Here is a 16675-nt window from a genome sequence, read left to right on the forward strand (position 1 = left end):
CTCAGGGCTCGAGCGTGTAGCCCAGCCCCGCGGTGGTGATCAGGTGCCTCGGGGACGACGGGTCGTCCTCGAGCTTGCGGCGCAGCTGGGCGGCGTAGACGCGCAGGTAGTGCGTCTCGTGCTCGTACGCCGGGCCCCACACCTCGCGCAGCACCTGCTCGCGCGGGACCAGCCGGCCGAGGTTGCGGGCGAGCAGCTCGAGGAACGACCACTCCGTGGGTGTCAGGCGTACGTCGTCGCCGCGGCGCGCGACCCGCTTGCGCGCCAGGTCGATGGTGAGGTCGCCGACGGTCACGACGCTCTCGGTGGGCACGGCGTCCTGGGAGCGGCGTACGGCGGCGCGCAGGCGGGCCATCAGCTCGTTCATCGCGAACGGCTTGGTGACGTAGTCGTCGGCGCCGAGGTCGAGGGCCTCGACCTTGTCCTCGCCGTGCTGGCGCGCGGAGAGCACGACGATCGGCACGGTGGTCCAGCCGCGCAGCCCGGCGATCACCTCCGCGCCGTCCATGTCGGGCAGGCCGAGGTCGAGCACGACGACGTCGGGGTGGGTGGTCGCGGCCGCCTCGAGGGCCGAGCGGCCGTCGGCGGCGGTGACGACCTCCCAGCCGTGGGCGCGCAGGTTGATCGCCAGGGCGCGGGCCAGGGCCGGCTCGTCGTCGACGACCAGCACCTTGTGGGCGGCGGTGCTGGTCATGCGCCGCCCTCCCCCGTCTCGACAGCTCCGGCGGTCTCGGTGGCCCGGGGCAGCGACAGCACCATCGTGAGGCCGCCGCCGGGGGTGTCCTCGGCCGAGAGCTCGCCGCCGAGCGCCTCGGTGAGGCCCTGGGCGACGGCGAGCCCGAGCCCGAGGCCGCCCGGTGTGGTGTCGGAGAGCCGCTGGAACGGCTCGAACATCCGCTCGCGCTGCGGCGCCGGTACGCCGGGGCCGCGATCGACGACCATGACCTCGACCCGCTCGGGCAGCACGTGCGCCAGCACCCGCACCGGCGGGCCGTCGGTCGCCGTCGAGACGCGCACGGCGTTGGAGACCAGGTTGGCCACGACCCGCTCGAGCAGGCCCGCGTCGGTGAGCACGACCGGGGCGGGCTCGTCGACGTCGAGGACGACGCTGCCCGGCGGCTGGCCGGCGAGCGCGAGCGGCAGGACCTCGTCGAGGCTGCGCTCGCGCAGCTCGGGCCGCACCAGCCCGCTCTGCAGGCGCGACAGGTCGAGCAGGTTGTCGATGAGGCCCTCGAGCTGGTCGGTGGAGGAGTCGAGCGCCTCGACGAGGGTGACCCGGTCGGCGGCGTCCACCTCGCCGCTGACCAGGCCGTCGACCGAGGCGCGCATCGTGGCCAGCGGCGTGCGCAGGTCGTGCGAGACCGCGCGCAGCAGTGCCGTGCTGGTCGCCTCGGCGCTCTCGAGGGCGGCGGCCCGCTGCTCGCGCTCGCGCAGCCGTCGGTACTCGAGCACCAGGCTGGTCTGCACCGCGAACGCCTCCAGCACCTTCTGGTCGGTGGCCCGCAGCGTCTCTCCGCGCAGGCAGATGACGTGGGTGTCGTCGACCTTGACCCGGGTGTCGCCCTCCTCGGGGGAGCAGGCATGCCGGGGCCCGGCGTGCGCGACGACCTCCCAGCCCGCAGCGGGCCCGCGCCGGGTCAGCAGCGAGACCGACTGCTGGCCGAAGACCTCGCGCACGCGCTCGACGATCGCCTCGGCGGTGTCCTGGCCGGTCAGCACCGAGCGCGACAGCGAGCTCATGGTCGCGGCCTCGGTGCGCGCTCGCACGGCGTCACCGGCGCGGCGCGACGCGCGGTCGACCACCGTCGCGACCCCGGCCGCCACGGCGACGTAGACGAACAGCGACAGCAGGTTGGCCGGCTCGGCGACCGTGAGCCGTCCGGTCGGCGGGGTGAAGAAGTAGTTGAGGGTGAAGAAGCTGACGACGGCGGCCGCCAGCGCGGGCAGCAGCCCGCCGACGAGCGCGACGACGACCGCACCGGCCAGCAGCAACATCTCGGCGAGCGGCAGCTGGTCGGTGTCCTGGAAGACCTGCAGCGACCAGGTGAGCACGACCGGCATCACCACCGCCGCCACCCAGCCCGCGACCTGACGGCTCCTGCTCAGCGGCGAGAGCAGCGACGGCCGGCGGGTGCTGCCCGACGCCTGGTCGTGGGTGACCAGGTGGACGTCGACCGCACCGGCGAGCGAGGCGATGCGGTCGCCCGTCGTGCCGGCGAAGAGCTTGCGGAGCCGGCCGTGGCGCGAGACCCCGACGACGACCATCGTGGCGTTGGCGGCCGTGGCGAAGTCGACGACCGCGGCGGCGACGTCCTCGCCGGCGACCGAGTGGAACGTGCCGCCCAGGGACGCGACGAGCTGCTGGGCGCGGGCGATCCGGTCCTCGTCGGGGTTGCCGGCCGTCAGCAGGCCGTCGGAGGCGATGACGTGCACGGCGAGCAGCTCGGAGCCGGCGGCCCGCTGGGCCAGCCGCGCGCCGCGGCGCAGCAGGGTCTCGCTCTCGGCCCCGCCGGTGACGGCGACGACGATGCGCTCCTTGGTCGGCCACGGGTGGGCGATGTCGTGGGCGCGGCGGTAGTCGCCGAGCGCGTCGTCGACCCGGTCGGCCAGCCACAGCAGGGCCAGCTCGCGCAGGGCGGTGAGGTTGCCGACCCGGAAGTACGACGTGAGCGAGGCGTCGATCCGGTCGGGCCGGTAGATGTTGCCGTGAGCCATCCGGCGCCGCAGCGCCTCGGGCGACATGTCGACCAGCTGGATCTGCTCGGCGGTGCGGACGACCTCGTCGGGCACGGTCTCGCGCTGGCGCACCCCGGTGATCCGCTCGACCTCGTCGTTGAGCGACTCCAGGTGCTGGATGTTGACGGTGGTGATGACGTCGATGCCGGCGGCGAGCAGCTCGGCGACGTCGGCGGCCCGCTTCTCGTGGCGGCTGCCCGGCACGTTGGTGTGGGCCAGCTCGTCGACCAGCACGACGGCCGGGTGGCGCGCCAGGATCGCGTCGGTGTCCATCTCGGTGAAGACCGAGCCGCGGTGCGCGACCTCCCGGCGCGGCACGACCTCGAGCCCCTCGACCATCTCGGCGGTGAAGCGACGGTCGTGGGTCTCGACGTAGCCGACCACGACGTCGGTCCCGCGCTCGGCGCGCCGCCGGGCCTCGCCGAGCATCGCGTAGGTCTTGCCGACCCCCGGTGCCGCGCCGAGGTAGACCGTCAACCGGCCCCGCCTCACGTCAGTCACGTCGTAGATCCTCCCTCAACCACCGTCGGCGGCCTGCCGCACCGCGATGTTGAGCAGCAGCACGTTGACGCGCGGCTCGCCCAGCACACCGAGGGTCCGGCCGCTGGTGGCGTCGGCGACCAGCCGGCGTACGACGTCCTCGGCGAGACCGTTGGCGCGGGCGACCCGCGGCACCTGCAGGGCGGCGTAGGCCGGCGAGATGTCGGGGTCGAGGCCCGAGGCCGACGCGGTGACGGCGTCCGGGGGCACCTGGCCGGCCGGCACGCCCTCCCGCCGGGCGACCTCGACCCGACGCTGCTCGATCGCCGCGACCAGCTCGGGGCTCTCGGGGCCGAGGTTGGAGCCGCCGGAGGCCAGCGGGTCGTAGCCGTCACCGGCCGCCGAGGGCCGGGGCCGGAAGAGCGCCGGGTCGTCGACCAGCTGGCCCAGCAGGGCCGAGCCCACGGCCTGGTCGGGGTCGGTGGTGTGTGCCCCGGTGGCGGTGACCAGCGAGCCGCCGGCCCGCCACGGCGCGACGGCCTGGGCGAAGCCGGTCACCAGCAGCGGGTAGAGCACGCCGAGCACGACGGTGGCGGCGACCATCACCCGCAGCCCGGCGAGGCTGAAGCGGAAGAGCGCGTAGAGGTCCTTCATGGGTGTCCTTGCCTCACAGACCGGGGACGAGCGAGATGACGAGGTCGAGCAGCTTGATGCCGACGAACGGCGCGACCAGCCCGCCGACGCCGTAGACCAGCAGGTTGCGCTGCAGCAGGGCGCTGGCCGACGCGGGCCGGTAGGCCACCCCGCGCAGCGCCAGCGGGATGAGGGCGACGATCACCAGGGCGTTGAACACGACCGCGGAGAGGATCGCCGAGTCGGGGTCGAGCCGCATGACGTTGAGGACCCTCAGGTCCGGGAAGGCGGTGACGAACATCGCCGGCAGGATCGCGAAGTACTTCGCCACGTCGTTGGCCACCGAGAACGTCGTCAGCGCACCACGGGTGATGAGCAGCTGCTTGCCGATCTCGACGACGTCGATGAGCTTGGTGGGGTCGGAGTCGAGGTCGACCATGTTGCCGGCCTCCTTGGCCGCGGTCGTGCCGGTGTTCATCGCGACCCCGACGTCGGCCTGCGCCAGCGCGGGCGCGTCGTTGGTGCCGTCGCCGCACATCGCGACCATCCGGCCGCCCTGCTGCTCCTGGCGGATCAGCGCGAGCTTGTCCTCAGGGGTGGCCTCGGCCAGCACGTCGTCGACCCCGGCCTCCCGCGCGATGGCCGCGGCGGTGGTCGCATTGTCACCGGTGATCATGACGGTGCGGATGCCCATCGAGCGCAGTTCCTCGAAGCGCTCCTTGATGCCGGTCTTGACGACGTCCTTGAGGTGGATGACGCCCAGCAGCCGCCCCGACTCGGCCACGACCAGGGGCGTGCCGCCGCTCGCGCTGACCCGCTCGACGATCTCGTCGACCGCGGCGCTCGTCCCGCCGGCCCACGCGGTGACGGCCGACGCGGCTCCCTTGCGGATCTCGCGCCCGTCGACGTCGATGCCGCTCATCCGGGTCGTCGCCGAGAACTCGACGTACGTCGCCCCCGCCGGTCGCGGGACGTCGCGGCCGACGAGGGCCACGATGCTGCGCCCCTCGGGCGTCTCGTCGGCCAGCGACGACAGCAGGGCGGCCTCGGCCAGCTCGTCGTCGGTGACGCCCGGGGCGGGGACCAGCTCGCTGGCCTGCCGGTTGCCGTAGGTGATGGTGCCGGTCTTGTCGAGCAGCAGCACGTCGACGTCGCCGGCGGCCTCGACGGCGCGGCCCGACATGGCCAGCACGTTGCGGCGCACGAGCCGGTCCATGCCGGCGATGCCGATGGCCGAGAGCAGTGCTCCGATCGTGGTCGGGATCAGGCACACCAGCAGCGCCACCAGGACGATCACGTCCTGGTGCGCGTCGCTGTGGTCGGCGATGAAGTAGAGGGTGCCGCACACGACGACGAAGATCGCCGTCAGCGAGGTCAGCAGCACCCCGAGCGCCAGCTCGTTGGGAGTGCGCTGCCGCTCGGAGCCCTCGACCAGGGCGATCATCCGGTCGACGAACGAGTGGCCGGGCTCGGAGGTGATGCGCACGACGATCCGGTCCGACAGCACGATCGTGCCGCCGGTGACGGCGCTGCGGTCGCCCCCCGACTCGCGGATCACCGGTGCCGACTCGCCGGTCACGGCCGACTCGTCGACCGAGGCGACCCCCTCGACGACGTCGCCGTCGCCGGGGATCCGCTCGCCGGCCGCGACCTCGACCAGGTCGCCGGCCCGCAGCGCCGTCGAGGGCACCTGCTCCAGCCCGCCCGACGGCGTGCGCCGGTGCGCGGGGGTCTCGGTCTGCAGCTCGCGCAGGCTGGCGGCCTGGGCCTTGCCGCGGCCCTCGGCGACCGCCTCGGCGAGGGTGCCGAAGACGACGGTGAGCCACAGCCAGACCGTCACCAGCCAGCCGAAGACGCTGGGGTCGACCAGCGACAGCACGGTCGTGGCGGCCGCGCCGAGCTCGACGACGAGCATCACCGGGGTGGCGAGCAGCTCGCGCGGGTCGAGCTTGCGCAGGGCGCCGGGCAGGGCCTCGGCCAGCTGGGCGGGGGTGAGGACGGCCGGACGGCTGGTGCTGCTGGTGGTCATGACAGGGACTCCACGATCGGGCCGAGGGCGAGCACCGGCACGTAGGTCAGACCGACCACGACCAGGGCGACGCCGGTGAGGAGGACGACGAACAACAGACGGTGGGTGGGCAGCGTGCCCGCGCCCGCGGGGACGGGTTGCTGGCGAGCGAAGCGTCCGGCGAGGGCGAGCACCAGCACGATCGGGACGAACCGGCCCAGCAGCATGCACAGACCCAGCAGCGTGTTCCAGAACGGGGTGCCCGAGGTGAGCCCGCCGAACGCGCTGCCGTTGTTGTTGGACGCCGAGGTGACGGCGTACACCGCCTCGGAGAGGCCGTGCGGGCCGCTCTCCTGCAGTCCGGCGAGCCCGTCGGGAGCGGTGAGCGCCACCGCGCTGGCCACCAGCACGAGCACCGGGGTCGTCAGCACGTAGACCGCGACCAGGACCATCTCCTGCTGGCCGATCTTCTTGCCGAGGTACTCCGGGGTGCGCCCGACCATCAGGCCGCTGAGGAACACCGTGACCACGGCCAGGACGAGCATCCCGTACAGACCAGAGCCGACCCCGCCGGGCGCGATCTCGCCGAGCATCATGTTGACCATCGCGACGCCGCCGCCGGGTGCGGTCAGGGAGTCGTGCATCGCGTTGACCGCCCCGGTCGACGTGCCGGTGGTCGCGGCGGCGAACAGCGCCGAGGCCGCGGTGCCGAAGCGTTGCTCCTTGCCCTCCATCGCGCCGCCGGCCAGCTGCGGGGCGGTGCCGGGCCCGGCCATCTCGGCCCAGGTGAGCAGCGCGACCGAGACCGCGAGCAGCACGCCCATCACCGCGAGGATCGCGAGTCCCTGGCGGCGGTCGCCGACGATGAGCCCGAAGGCCCACGCCATGGCGAACGGCACGAGCAGGAGGAGGTAGACCTCGAGCAGGTCGGACAGGGGCGTGGGGTTCTCGAACGGGTGGGCGGAGTTGGCGTTGTAGAAGCCGCCGCCGTTGGTGCCGAGCTCCTTGATCGCCTCCTGGCTGGCCACGGGGCCGCCGGTGATCGCCTGGTGGCCGCCGGTGAGGGTGGTGACCAGGTGGGAGTCGGAGAGGTTCTGCACGACACCCATGACGACGAGCACCAGGGCCGCGAGCAGGGCGATCGGCAGCAGCACCCGCACGACGGTGCGCACGAGGTCGGCCCAGAAGTTGCCGACCCGGCCGTCGCCGGTCTCGTCGCCGCGCCGCGCGAGGCCCCGGGCGAACGCCGCCGCGACGGCCATGCCGACGCCGGCGGACAGGAAGTTCTGCACCGTCAGGCCGCTGGCCTGCATCAGGTGACCGAGCGTGGCCTCCCCGGAGTACCACTGCCAGTTGGTGCTGGTCACGAAGCTGACCGCCGTGTTCCACGCGCCGTCGGCCGGCAGGGCGCCGAACCCGAGCGAGAGCGGCAGGTGCTGCTGGAGCCGTCCGAACGCGTAGAGCACGACGACCCCGACGAGCGAGAACCCCAGCACCGCCAGGGCGTAGGCCCGCCAGTGCTGGTCGGCGTCGGGGTCGACGCGCAGCACCCGGTAGGTCGCCCGCTCGACGCCGAGGTGCCGCTCGGAGGTGTAGAGGTGGGCCAGCCACCGGCCGAGCGACGGCACCGTCAGGGCGAGCAGGACGACGAGCGCGGCGATCTGGCCCAGCGCGGGCGCGAGCTCGCTCATCGATCACCGGCACGGTCGAGGAGGCCGACCAGCAGCGCCAGCAGCACGAAGGCCACGACGGTGATCAGCAGGTAGAGGACGTCGGTCACGGCTCCATCGCACCGCCGTCACGCCGTGCTGCCGTGCCGTCTTGACGGTCCCTTGACGGTGCGGGCGCCGGCCCTGACGCAATCCTTCCGGGCTGTCGGCGCGCTGTCGGCGCGCCGTCGCCGCGCCGTCGCCGCGCCGTCGACAGTCCCCGTCAAGATGGCATCAAGACCCTTGACCGGACCCGCGCGCCGGGAGCCTGATGGAGGCATGAGACCGCCGCCGACCGGGTTCCCGGTCCTGATGGGACTGGCCCTCGGTGGGCCGTTGCTCCTGTGTGCCCTGCTCTACCCGGCCCGGGACTCGGTCAGCGACACCAACGCCGTGCTGCTGCTCGTGCTGCTCGTCGTCGGCGTCGCGGCGGCCGGACGCCGGGCAGCCGGCCTCGTCGCGGCCCTGTCGAGCGCCGTCTGGTTCGACTTCTTCCTCACCCAGCCCTACCTGACCCTGACGATCCGCGACCGCGACGACGTCGAGACCGCGGTGCTGCTGACGCTCGTCGGCGTCGCCGTCACCGAGATCGCCCTGTGGGGGATCCGGCAGCGGGCGCGGGCCTCCGGTCGCGCCGGCTACCTCGACGGACTGGTCTCCGCAGCGGCCATGGCCGCCGACGGCGACGTCCCGCCCGCCGGGCTGGTCGACTTCGTCGGCCGCCAGATCACCGACGTCCTGGGTCTCGACTCCTGCACCTACCGGTCCGGGGCACCCGCCGGGCACCCGTGCCTGCACACCGACGGCACCGTGACCCACGACGGCCGCGAGATCGACGTCGACCGCGCCGGTCTGCCCACGTGGGACGTCGTGGAGCTGGCCGTGCCGTCCGCCGGCGCCGTCGTGGGCACCTTCGTGCTCACGAGCGCGAGCCGCCGGCGGTGGCCGTCGCTGGAGCAGCGCCTGGTCGCGGTGACCCTCGCCGAGCAGGTGGGCTCGGCGCTCGTGCGCCCCTCCGCGCCACCGGCTTGAGCGGACCGCGTCAGCAACCACGTGACTTCGCGCTCCAGGGTCGGCTAGGACCCCAGGAAGTCGCGCAGGGCGTCCAGGGTCTCGGCCGGCGCCTCCTCGGGGAGGAAGTGCCCGCCGGGGACCGGCCGCCCGGTCACGAGCTCGGGGCGTTCGGCGTACTCCTGCCAGACCGCGAGCGGTTCGTAGGCCAGGCCCACGAACCCGGCGTCGCCCCACAGCACCAGCAGCGGGCAGCCGATCCGTCGTCCGGCGGCGAAGTCGGCCTCGTCGTCGACGAGGTCGATCGTGGCGCCGGCCCGGTAGTCCTCGGTGGAGCCGCGGATGCCGTCGGTGTCGAAGCAGGCGACGTACTCGCGCACGGCGGCCTCGTCGAAGACCGCGCCGGGGCCCGACCACTGGTCGAGCTTGGTGCGCAGCCAGTGCTCGGCCGCGCCGCCGATCAGCACCTCGGGCAGGTCGGTCTCCTGGGCGAGGAAGAACCAGTGGTCGTAGACCCGGGCCAGCAGCAGGTCGACGTGCCCGAGCACGTGGCGCGTGGGCGCGATGTCGATCACGGCCGCGCGCGTGACCGCCTCGGGGTGGTCGAGCAGCAGTCGGTGGGTCACCCGGGCGCCGCGGTCGTGCCCGACCACGGCGTACCGCTCGTGGCCCAGGGCGCGCATCAGGCCGGCCTGGTCGGCCGCCATCGCCCGCTTGCCGTACGACGCGTGGTCGGGTGTCGAGGCCGGCCGGTCGGAGCGGCCGTAGCCGCGCAGGTCGGCGGCCACGACGGTGTGGGTCTCGGCGAGGCCGGGCGCGACCAGGTGCCACATGGCCGAGGTCTGCGGGTAGCCGTGCAGCAGCAGCACCGGCGGCCCCTCGCCGGCGGTCCGCGCGTGGATCCGGACGCCGTCGACCTCGACGTCGACCTCGTCGAAGCCCTCGAACCCCGGCACCGCGACCGTCACCGGCTCAGCCCTTCATCAGCTCGGCGCCCATGGCGGCGACGACCGCCTCGAGCCCCTTCATCGGGCGCACCATCACCGTGAACGAGGTCAGCCGACCGTCGCTGCCCCAGCGCATCATGTCGACGCCGTGCACCACCTTGCCGGCCACCTCGCACTCGAACTCGAGCACCGCGGAGCCACCGTCGTCACCCCCGGCGTACCACTCGTCGACGTAGCGCAGCGTCGGCCCGAGCACGACCATCGCCGCGCGCAGGTAGGCGGTCGTCACCGCCTTGCCCTCCTGGGGCGTGTGCACGGCCGGCGAGCGGAAGACGCAGTCGTCGGCGAGCAGCGCGTCGAGGCCCGCGGGGTCACGGGTCCGGGCGATGTCGTGCCAGGCGAGCACGGGAGCGGGGGTGGTCATGGGGTCAGTCAACCGCTCCCGGTCAACCCGCTCAGCGCGGGACACGCACCAGCAGGCGCCCGTGGACGCACTCCATGTGCAGCTCGCGGCCGGGCCCGATGGAGTCGCCGTCGAGCTGGCGCGGCACGTCGACCGCGGCGCGGATCGAGACGGTGCGGCCGGTCATCCGGTTGATGGTGTCGTCGGTGCGCGACCCCTTGGCCAGCACCCGCAGGGCCAGGGGGATCCACGACAGGAAGCGGCGCGGGTAGAGCACCACCACGTCGAGCAGGCCGTCGTCGATCGAGGCGTCGGGCAGCAGCGGCATCCCGGCCTGGAGGTAACCGACGTTGCCGACGAGCACGGTGCGCGCGCGGTGCTTGGTGTAGTCGGCGCCGTCGATCGAGATCTCGACCCTGGTCACCGGGAACATCAGCGACTTCAGCGCCGACCACACGTAGGCGAGCCAGCCGACCTTCTTCTTGATGTCCTCGTTGACGCCCTCCATGATCGCGGCGTCGAAGCCCATGCCGGCCATCACCATGAAGTGGCTCTCGAACTGCTCGGGCGCCGCGTCGGTGTCGCCGTCAGGTGTCCCCTCGCCGTCCACCCTCGCGCCGTCGACCTCCACGTCGGCGGCGTGCTCGTCGCCCAGCCGGTCCCCGCGTACGGCGACCATGTCGATCGCGCGGTCCTGCCCGGTGAGCGCGATGTCGATCGCGGCGCGGATGTAGAGCGGGATGTCGAGGTTGCGCGCCAGCAGGTTGCCGGTGCCGGCGGGGATGATCCCGACCGGGATGCCGGTGCCGGCGAGCTCGGCGCAGACCTCGCGCACGGTGCCGTCGCCGCCGCAGACGATGACCAGGTCGGCGCCGGCGACCGAGGCCTCCTCGGCCTGGCCGGTGCCGGAGTCCTCGGGGGTGGTCAGGTGCCAGGTGGGGTCCTGCCAGCCGGCCTCGCGCGCCATCGCGGTCACGATGGTCTTGAAGACGTCGACGTCCTCGACCTTGATCGGGTTGAGCACCACCGCCAGCCGCTTGGCCGAGGGCAGCGCCTGGGGCAGCGGCTCGCTGCCGAGGGCGTGGCTGCGCGGCAGCGGGCTGTAGACGGCGAGCCCGACCAGCACCACCGCGGTGCCGAGCAGGGCACCGGCGAGCACGTCGGAGGGGTAGTGGCGCCCGAGCAGCACCCGGTCGAGCGCGACCACGACCGCGAGCAGCACCGCGGCCCCCGACAGCAGCCGCCGGATGGTGCCCCGACGCACGAGCATCGTCGCGAGCACGATGACGACGCCGGCGAAAGCCGCGGTCGACGAGGCGTGGCCGGACGGGAACGACTTGGAGTCGAGCAGCTCCTGGAGGTCCTGCCACTCGGGTCGCGACCGGGCCAGGAGCAGCTTGGTGGCGGTGGTGAGCAGCGAGGTGACGAGCATGACCCCGACGACGTAGACCGCCGCCCGACGGTGGTTCTTCAGCCACAGCGCGGCCGCGAGCACGCAGGTGTAGATCGTCATCCCGACGGTCGCGAAGCCGTCCTCGACGACCAGCAGGAACCCGCGCAGCCCGCGGTCGTCGATGGCCCAGGTGCGGGCCGACCGGCCGCGGTCGTCGAGGTCGACGAGCCAGCCCCAGCCCTGCTGGACCGAGACCGCGAGCAGGCCGAAGCCCAGCAGGCAGACGAGCGCCCAGCCCAGCCGGGCGGTGCGGGGACGGTCGAGCAACGCGGTTCCTTCGGTCTCGTGGACCCGCCGCGGCCTGACCGGCCGGGAGGAGGAGGGGACGGTCAAGTATGGCGAACCGCAACTGACGTGAGCCGCCCCCCGTCGCCCGGATAGCCTGCATCACATGATCGACCCCCGTCTCCTGCGTGACGACCCCGAGCGCGTGCGTGCCGCCCAGGCCAAGCGCGGCCTGTCCGACGAGGTGGTCGACCTCGCCCTCGCCGCCGACACCGCCCGCCGGCAGGCGATCGCGGCGTACGAGGAGAAGCGGGCCGCGCAGAAACAGCTCGGCGCCCTGATCCCGAAGGCGACCGGCGACGAGAAGCAGGCGCTGCTGGCGCAGACCAAGACCCTGTCCGGCGAGGTCAAGGACGCCGAGGCCGCCCGGGTCGCGGCCGAGGCGGCGTGGGACGCGGCGATCCGTGCGATCCCCAACCCGGCGGCCGACGAGGCCCCCGCCGGCGGCGAGGACGACTACGTCGTGCTCGAGACCATCGGCACGCGCCCCGAGTTCGACTTCGAGCCGCGCGACCACGTCGAGCTCGGGCAGATGCTCGGCGCCATCGACCTCGAGCGCGGGGCCAAGGTGTCGGGCTCGCGGTTCTACTTCTTCACCGGCATCGGTGCGCGGCTGCACCGCGCGCTGGTCAACATGGCCATGGACCTGGCGGCCGACAACGGGTTCATCGAGGTCGTGCCGCCGTCGCTGGTCAAGCCGCGCGCCATGGAGGGCACCGGGTTCCTCGGCCAGGCCGCCGACGACGTCTACCGCATCGAGGGCCAGGACCTCTACCTCGTCGGCACCTCCGAGGTGCCGATGGCGGCCTTCCACTCCGACGAGATCCTCGACGCCGCGGCCCTGCCGCTGCGCTACGCGGCCTACAGCCCGTGCTTCCGCAAGGAGGCCGGCTCGCACGGCAAGGACACCCGCGGCATCTTCCGGGTGCACTGGTTCGACAAGGTCGAGATGTTCGTCTACACCACGCTCGAGGAGTCCTACGCCGAGCACCAGCGGCTGCTGGCCTGGGAGAAGGAGTTCATGGACAAGCTCGAGCTCCACTACCGCGTCATCGACGTGGCGGCCGGCGACCTCGGGCTCTCCGCTCAGCGCAAGTTCGACTGCGAGGCCTGGATCGCCTCGCAGGGCCGCTTCCGCGAGCTGACGTCGACGTCGAACTGCACCGACTTCCAGAGCCGCCGCCTCGACACCCGCACCCGCGTCGAGGGCGACACGGTGCCGGTGGCCACCCTCAACGGCACGCTCTGCTCCACCAACCGGCCGATCATCGCGCTGCTCGAGACCCACCAGCAGGCCGACGGCTCGGTGCGGGTGCCCCAGGCGCTGCAGCCCTACCTGGGCGGCCTCGAGGTCCTGAAGCCGCTGTCGTGAGCGGCGCCGCGGCCCCGGGGGAGCCGGGCTGGACCCCGCGCCTGGTGGCGCTCGACATCGACGGAACCCTGCTCAAGTGGGTCGGGGGCGGAGGCACGACCCACGAGGAGATCTCCCCGGCGGTCCACGACGCCGTGCAGCGGGCGCTCGACGCCGGCGCCCACGTCGTCCTGGCCAGCGGGCGCTCGCCGCACGGCATGACCGGGATCGCCGACCTGCTCCACCTGCGGGGCCTCGACGAGTCCGGTGACGCCGACCGCCTGTGGATCGTGGCCAGCAACGGCGCGGTCGTGCTGCGCTACCACCCCGGCGGCGAGATCGACGTCGTCCTCGAGGAGACCTTCGACGCCGGCCCCGCCGTACGCGCGATCCTCGAGCAGCGGCCGACCGCCCGCGTCGCGATCGAGGAGCGCGGCCGCGGCTACCGCGTGACCACGCCGTTCCCCGACGGCGAGCTGAGCGGGGAGATGATCCCCACCGAGGTCGACGACCTGGTCCGCGGGCCCGTCAGTCGTGTCATCATCCGCGACCCCGAGGCCACCGCCGACGACTTCGTCGCCCTCGCCTCCACGCTCGGGCTGCACGGCACCGACTACGTCGTGGGGTGGACCGCCTGGCTCGACCTCACCCCGGTCGGGGTCTCCAAGGCCTCCGGCCTCGACTACGTCTGCACCGAGCTCGGCCTGACCGCGGCCGACGTCCTGGCCATCGGTGACGGCCGCAACGACATCGAGATGCTGCAGTGGGCCGGTCGCGGGGTCGCGATGGGCCAGGCGATCGAGCCGGTCCGCGCGGTCGCCGACGCCGTCACCGAGAGCGTCTACGACGACGGGGCGGCGGTCGAGCTCAGCCGCTGGTTCCCGTGACCGAGCCCGTGATCGAGCCCGTGCTGCCCGAGCGGCTGGCCAGCGAGCGGCTGCGTCTGATCCTGGTGACCCCCCAGGACGTCGCCGACATGCAGGCCGGACGCCGCCAGGACCGCTGGCACCCCGACTACCCGCGCCGAGACGACGTCGACGGGGCCTCGATGCTCCGCGAGCCGACCACGTGGGGACCGCGCCACATCGTGCTCGACACGCTCGCCGTGGGCTCGATCGGCTTCTTCGGCCCGCCCGAGGCCGGCGACGACGAGGCGGGTCAGGGCCACGAGGTCGAGGTCGGCTACGGGCTCGTCGAGGCGGTGCGCGGGCGCGGTCTCGCGACCGAGGCGCTGCGCTGCGTGCTCGCCGAGACCGACCGGGTCGGCGTCCGCGTGCGGGCACGCACCGAGCCCACCAACCGCGCCAGCGTCCGGGTGCTGGCCAAGGCCGGCTTCACCGACCTGCGCGGCAGCGACGACGAGGGCCTGCTCGTGATGGCCCGCCCGCTCCCGGCGGCCGACCGGTGACCCGCCGATGACCCGCCTGGTCGCGACCGACCTCGACGGCACCCTGCTGCGCGCCGACGGCACCGTCTCGGGCGCCACCCGCCGCGTGCTGGCCGCCGTCGAGGAGGCCGGGGTGCCGGTCGTCTTCGTCACCGGACGACCCCTGCGCTGGATGACCCACCTGTGGGAGATGGTCGGCGCCCACGGCCTGGCCGTCGCCGGCAACGGTGCCGTCGTCTACGACGTCGCCGCGGGCGACGTACGCCGCCTGCACGCCGTCACGCGCGACGTCGGGCTCGACGTGGTCGCGGCGATCCGCGCGGCCGTGCCCGGCGCGCTCTTCGCCGTCGAGGACCTCGCGGGCATCGCGATCGAGACCGCGCGCTTCAAGGACGACCTCACCACGCGGGTGGGGCCGCTGGAGGAGCAGTGGAGCGACAGCGTCACCAAGCTGCTCGTGCGCCACGACGAGGCCGTCGCCGACCTGCCCGAGCGGGTGCTCGCGGCTGTCGGCGACGCCGTCACGGTGACCTGGTCGATGCCCGGCCTGGTCGAGATCAGCGCGGCCGGCGTCACCAAGGCCGCGGCCCTCGGCGAGGTCGCCGCCGACCTCGGGGTCGACGCCGTGGACGCCCTCGCGTTCGGCGACATGCCCAACGACCTGCCCATGCTGGCGTGGGCCGGCACCTCCTACGCCGTCGCCAACGCCCACCCCACGGTCCTGGCCGCCGCCGACCACGTCGCGCCGTCCCACGAGGTCGACGGCGTCGCGCAGACGCTGGCCCGACTGGTCCGCATCGGCCCGGATCTGTTGTGATGGGACCCGTGACCCCCGCCCCCCGTGCCCTGTGGGGCGCCCTCGTCGGCGCCCTGGCCGTCGGGCTGCTCCTCGGCTGGACGCCGGCCGGCGCGGCCACCCCCGAGCAGCGGGCGGTGGCCGCCCGCGCCGACGGCGACCGGGTCGTCTTCACCGGCACGATCGTGCGCCGCCCCCAGGTCACGGTGCAGGGCGCCGCCACCGTGCGCCGCTACCAGGTCGCGGTGACCGCGGTCTACGGCCCCGGCTCGGTGACCACCGAGCGCGTCACCGTGCGCTCGCGCGCCGCGCTCGAGAGCTGCCCGTCGCTGACCGCCGGCACCCAGGGCCCCACCCGGTCGCCCTCACCGACCCAGCCCGCCTCGCCCACGACCACCCCGCCGGCGGCGACCGTCGACAAGCGGCTGCGGCTCTTCGACGCGACCGTCGACGGCGGCGAGTACGTCGTCGGCTGCCGCACCGTCACCCTCGTCGACGACGCGGTGCTCGCCGACCTCACCCGCCAGTACGGGGAGGGCCGGCCTCCGGGGCGCGACGTCGAGCCCGTCGCGCCGCTCGAGGACGTCGGCTACCAGTGCCCCGACACCGGCGACGCCGTCGACCTCGACGACCCCGACTCCTGCGTCGCCCTCGACGACGACCAGTCGCTGGACCGGGCCGCCGCGCCCGGCCTGGCGCTGGTCATCGTCGGCGTGCTCGGCCTGCTCGTCGTACGCCGGATCGGCCGCCGGGCCTGACCGCTCGACCTCGCAGAGGCTAGAGGTACATGCCCCCGGTGCCGGGGGTCGGGTCGTCGGCCTGCTGCGGGGCGCCAGGCTGCTGGGCACCGGGCTGGCCGGGCATCCCCATGCCGGGCGGCAGGGCCCGGCGGATCTGCTCGAACTGGGCGCGCGCGGCCATCTGCTGGGCGTAGATCGCGGTCTGGATGCCGTGGAAGAGACCCTCGAGCCAGCCCACGAGCTGGGCCTGGGCGATGCGCAGCTCGCCCTCGGACGGGACGGTGCCCTCGGCGAAGGGCAGCGACAGCCGCTGCAGCTCCTCGACGAGCTCGGGGGCCAGGCCCTGCTCGAGCTCCTTGATCGACGAGGCGTGGATCTCCTTCAGGCGCGCGCGGCTGGCCTCGTCGAGCGGGGCCGCCTTCACCTCCTCGAGCAGCTGGCGGATCATGCTGCCGATCCGCATCACCTTGGCCGGCTGCTCGACCAGGTCGGTCAGGTTGCGCTCGCTGTCGTCGCCGTCGTCGTCGCCGCCACCGGCGCCCGCCAGGGCCGACGCGGGCACCGCGCCGATCGCCTGGCCGTCGGGCCCGATGATCACGACGTGCTGCCCCTGGTCGGCCTGGGGGTCGGCCTGGGGGTCGGCCTGGGGGTCGCCCTGCTGGTCCGACGACGGGTCCGGCTGCTGCTCCTCGGTCATGGGGCCACCGTAGCGACCGCCCCGGACACCGGCCCCACC

The 16675-nt window shown here is 73.8% G+C and carries 15 protein-coding genes; 6 read left to right on the forward strand and 9 right to left on the reverse strand.

Going from position 1 to position 16675, the window contains the following annotated elements:
* Position 1: 1 nt before the first annotated feature.
* From FZC61_RS20855 to kdpA, 5 genes are read right to left on the reverse strand one after another with little or no spacing between them, the layout of a single operon-like run.
* The gene (locus FZC61_RS20855) at positions 2-694 is read right to left on the reverse strand and encodes a response regulator (protein WP_148616108.1); all 693 of its coding nucleotides are present in this window, start codon (positions 692-694) and stop codon (positions 2-4) included.
* Positions 691-3237 (reverse strand): DUF4118 domain-containing protein, encoded by a 2547-nt coding sequence (locus FZC61_RS20860; RefSeq protein WP_148616109.1) that lies wholly within the window; start codon positions 3235-3237, stop codon positions 691-693. Before FZC61_RS20860 ends, FZC61_RS20855 begins: the two co-directional genes overlap by 4 nt.
* A gap of 15 nt (positions 3238-3252) precedes the next feature.
* Positions 3253-3870 (reverse strand): potassium-transporting ATPase subunit KdpC, encoded by a 618-nt coding sequence (gene kdpC, locus FZC61_RS20865; RefSeq protein WP_148616110.1) that lies wholly within the window; start codon positions 3868-3870, stop codon positions 3253-3255.
* 13 nt (positions 3871-3883) lie between these two features.
* Positions 3884-5878, reverse strand: a complete 1995-nt coding sequence (gene kdpB / locus FZC61_RS20870) for a potassium-transporting ATPase subunit KdpB (RefSeq protein WP_148616111.1) — start codon at positions 5876-5878, stop codon at positions 3884-3886.
* A complete protein-coding gene (gene kdpA / locus FZC61_RS20875) occupies positions 5875-7548 on the reverse strand; it encodes a potassium-transporting ATPase subunit KdpA (protein ID WP_148616112.1) in 1674 nt (557 codons plus the stop codon). The genes kdpB and kdpA overlap by 4 nt, the downstream gene beginning before the upstream one ends.
* A 297-nt stretch (positions 7549-7845) precedes the next feature.
* On the opposite strand from kdpA, the gene FZC61_RS20880 reads away from it, so the two are divergent.
* Complete coding sequence (locus FZC61_RS20880) at positions 7846-8598, forward strand: DUF4118 domain-containing protein (RefSeq protein ID WP_148616113.1); 753 nt, start codon at positions 7846-7848, stop codon at positions 8596-8598.
* A gap of 44 nt (positions 8599-8642) precedes the next feature.
* Here FZC61_RS20880 and FZC61_RS20885 read toward each other — a convergent pair whose 3' ends face one another.
* The 3 genes from FZC61_RS20885 to FZC61_RS20895 are packed head-to-tail and all read right to left on the reverse strand — an operon-like array spanning position 8643 to position 11647.
* Positions 8643-9545 carry an alpha/beta fold hydrolase gene (locus FZC61_RS20885; protein ID WP_211357373.1) on the reverse strand — a complete coding sequence of 301 codons (903 nt, stop codon included), beginning with the start codon at positions 9543-9545 and terminating at the stop codon, positions 8643-8645.
* A gap of 4 nt (positions 9546-9549) precedes the next feature.
* The gene (locus FZC61_RS20890) at positions 9550-9948 is read right to left on the reverse strand and encodes a nuclear transport factor 2 family protein (RefSeq protein ID WP_148616114.1); all 399 of its coding nucleotides are present in this window, start codon (positions 9946-9948) and stop codon (positions 9550-9552) included.
* Between the two features lie 31 nt (positions 9949-9979).
* On the reverse strand, positions 9980-11647 hold the full coding sequence (locus FZC61_RS20895) for a bifunctional phosphatase PAP2/diacylglycerol kinase family protein (protein ID WP_148616115.1): 1668 nt from the start codon (positions 11645-11647) through the stop codon (positions 9980-9982).
* Between the two features lie 124 nt (positions 11648-11771).
* On the opposite strand from FZC61_RS20895, the gene serS reads away from it, so the two are divergent.
* Genes serS through FZC61_RS20920 form a run of 5 tightly spaced genes read left to right on the forward strand, consistent with a single transcriptional unit; the run spans position 11772 to position 15957 of the window.
* Positions 11772-13037: a serine--tRNA ligase gene (gene serS / locus FZC61_RS20900; protein WP_148616116.1), complete on the forward strand. Its 1266-nt coding sequence runs from the start codon at positions 11772-11774 to the stop codon at positions 13035-13037.
* Positions 13034-13903 (forward strand): HAD family hydrolase, encoded by an 870-nt coding sequence (locus FZC61_RS20905; protein WP_148616117.1) that lies wholly within the window; start codon positions 13034-13036, stop codon positions 13901-13903. Before serS ends, FZC61_RS20905 begins: the two co-directional genes overlap by 4 nt.
* A complete protein-coding gene (locus FZC61_RS20910; RefSeq protein ID WP_246142833.1) occupies positions 13900-14424 on the forward strand; it encodes a GNAT family N-acetyltransferase in 525 nt (174 codons plus the stop codon). The genes FZC61_RS20905 and FZC61_RS20910 overlap by 4 nt, the downstream gene beginning before the upstream one ends.
* A 7-nt stretch (positions 14425-14431) precedes the next feature.
* Positions 14432-15220 carry a Cof-type HAD-IIB family hydrolase gene (locus FZC61_RS20915; RefSeq protein ID WP_148616118.1) on the forward strand — a complete coding sequence of 263 codons (789 nt, stop codon included), beginning with the start codon at positions 14432-14434 and terminating at the stop codon, positions 15218-15220.
* An 8-nt stretch (positions 15221-15228) separates the two neighbouring features.
* On the forward strand, positions 15229-15957 hold the full coding sequence (locus FZC61_RS20920; protein WP_148616119.1) for a hypothetical protein: 729 nt from the start codon (positions 15229-15231) through the stop codon (positions 15955-15957).
* Positions 15958-15976: 19 nt separating this feature from the next.
* Here FZC61_RS20920 and FZC61_RS20925 read toward each other — a convergent pair whose 3' ends face one another.
* A complete protein-coding gene (locus FZC61_RS20925; protein ID WP_148616120.1) occupies positions 15977-16636 on the reverse strand; it encodes a bacterial proteasome activator family protein in 660 nt (219 codons plus the stop codon).
* Between the last annotated feature and the right edge of the window lie 39 nt (positions 16637-16675).

It is taken from the genome of Nocardioides rubriscoriae, assembly GCF_008087085.1.
Classification (GTDB): domain Bacteria; phylum Actinomycetota; class Actinomycetes; order Propionibacteriales; family Nocardioidaceae; genus Nocardioides; species Nocardioides rubriscoriae.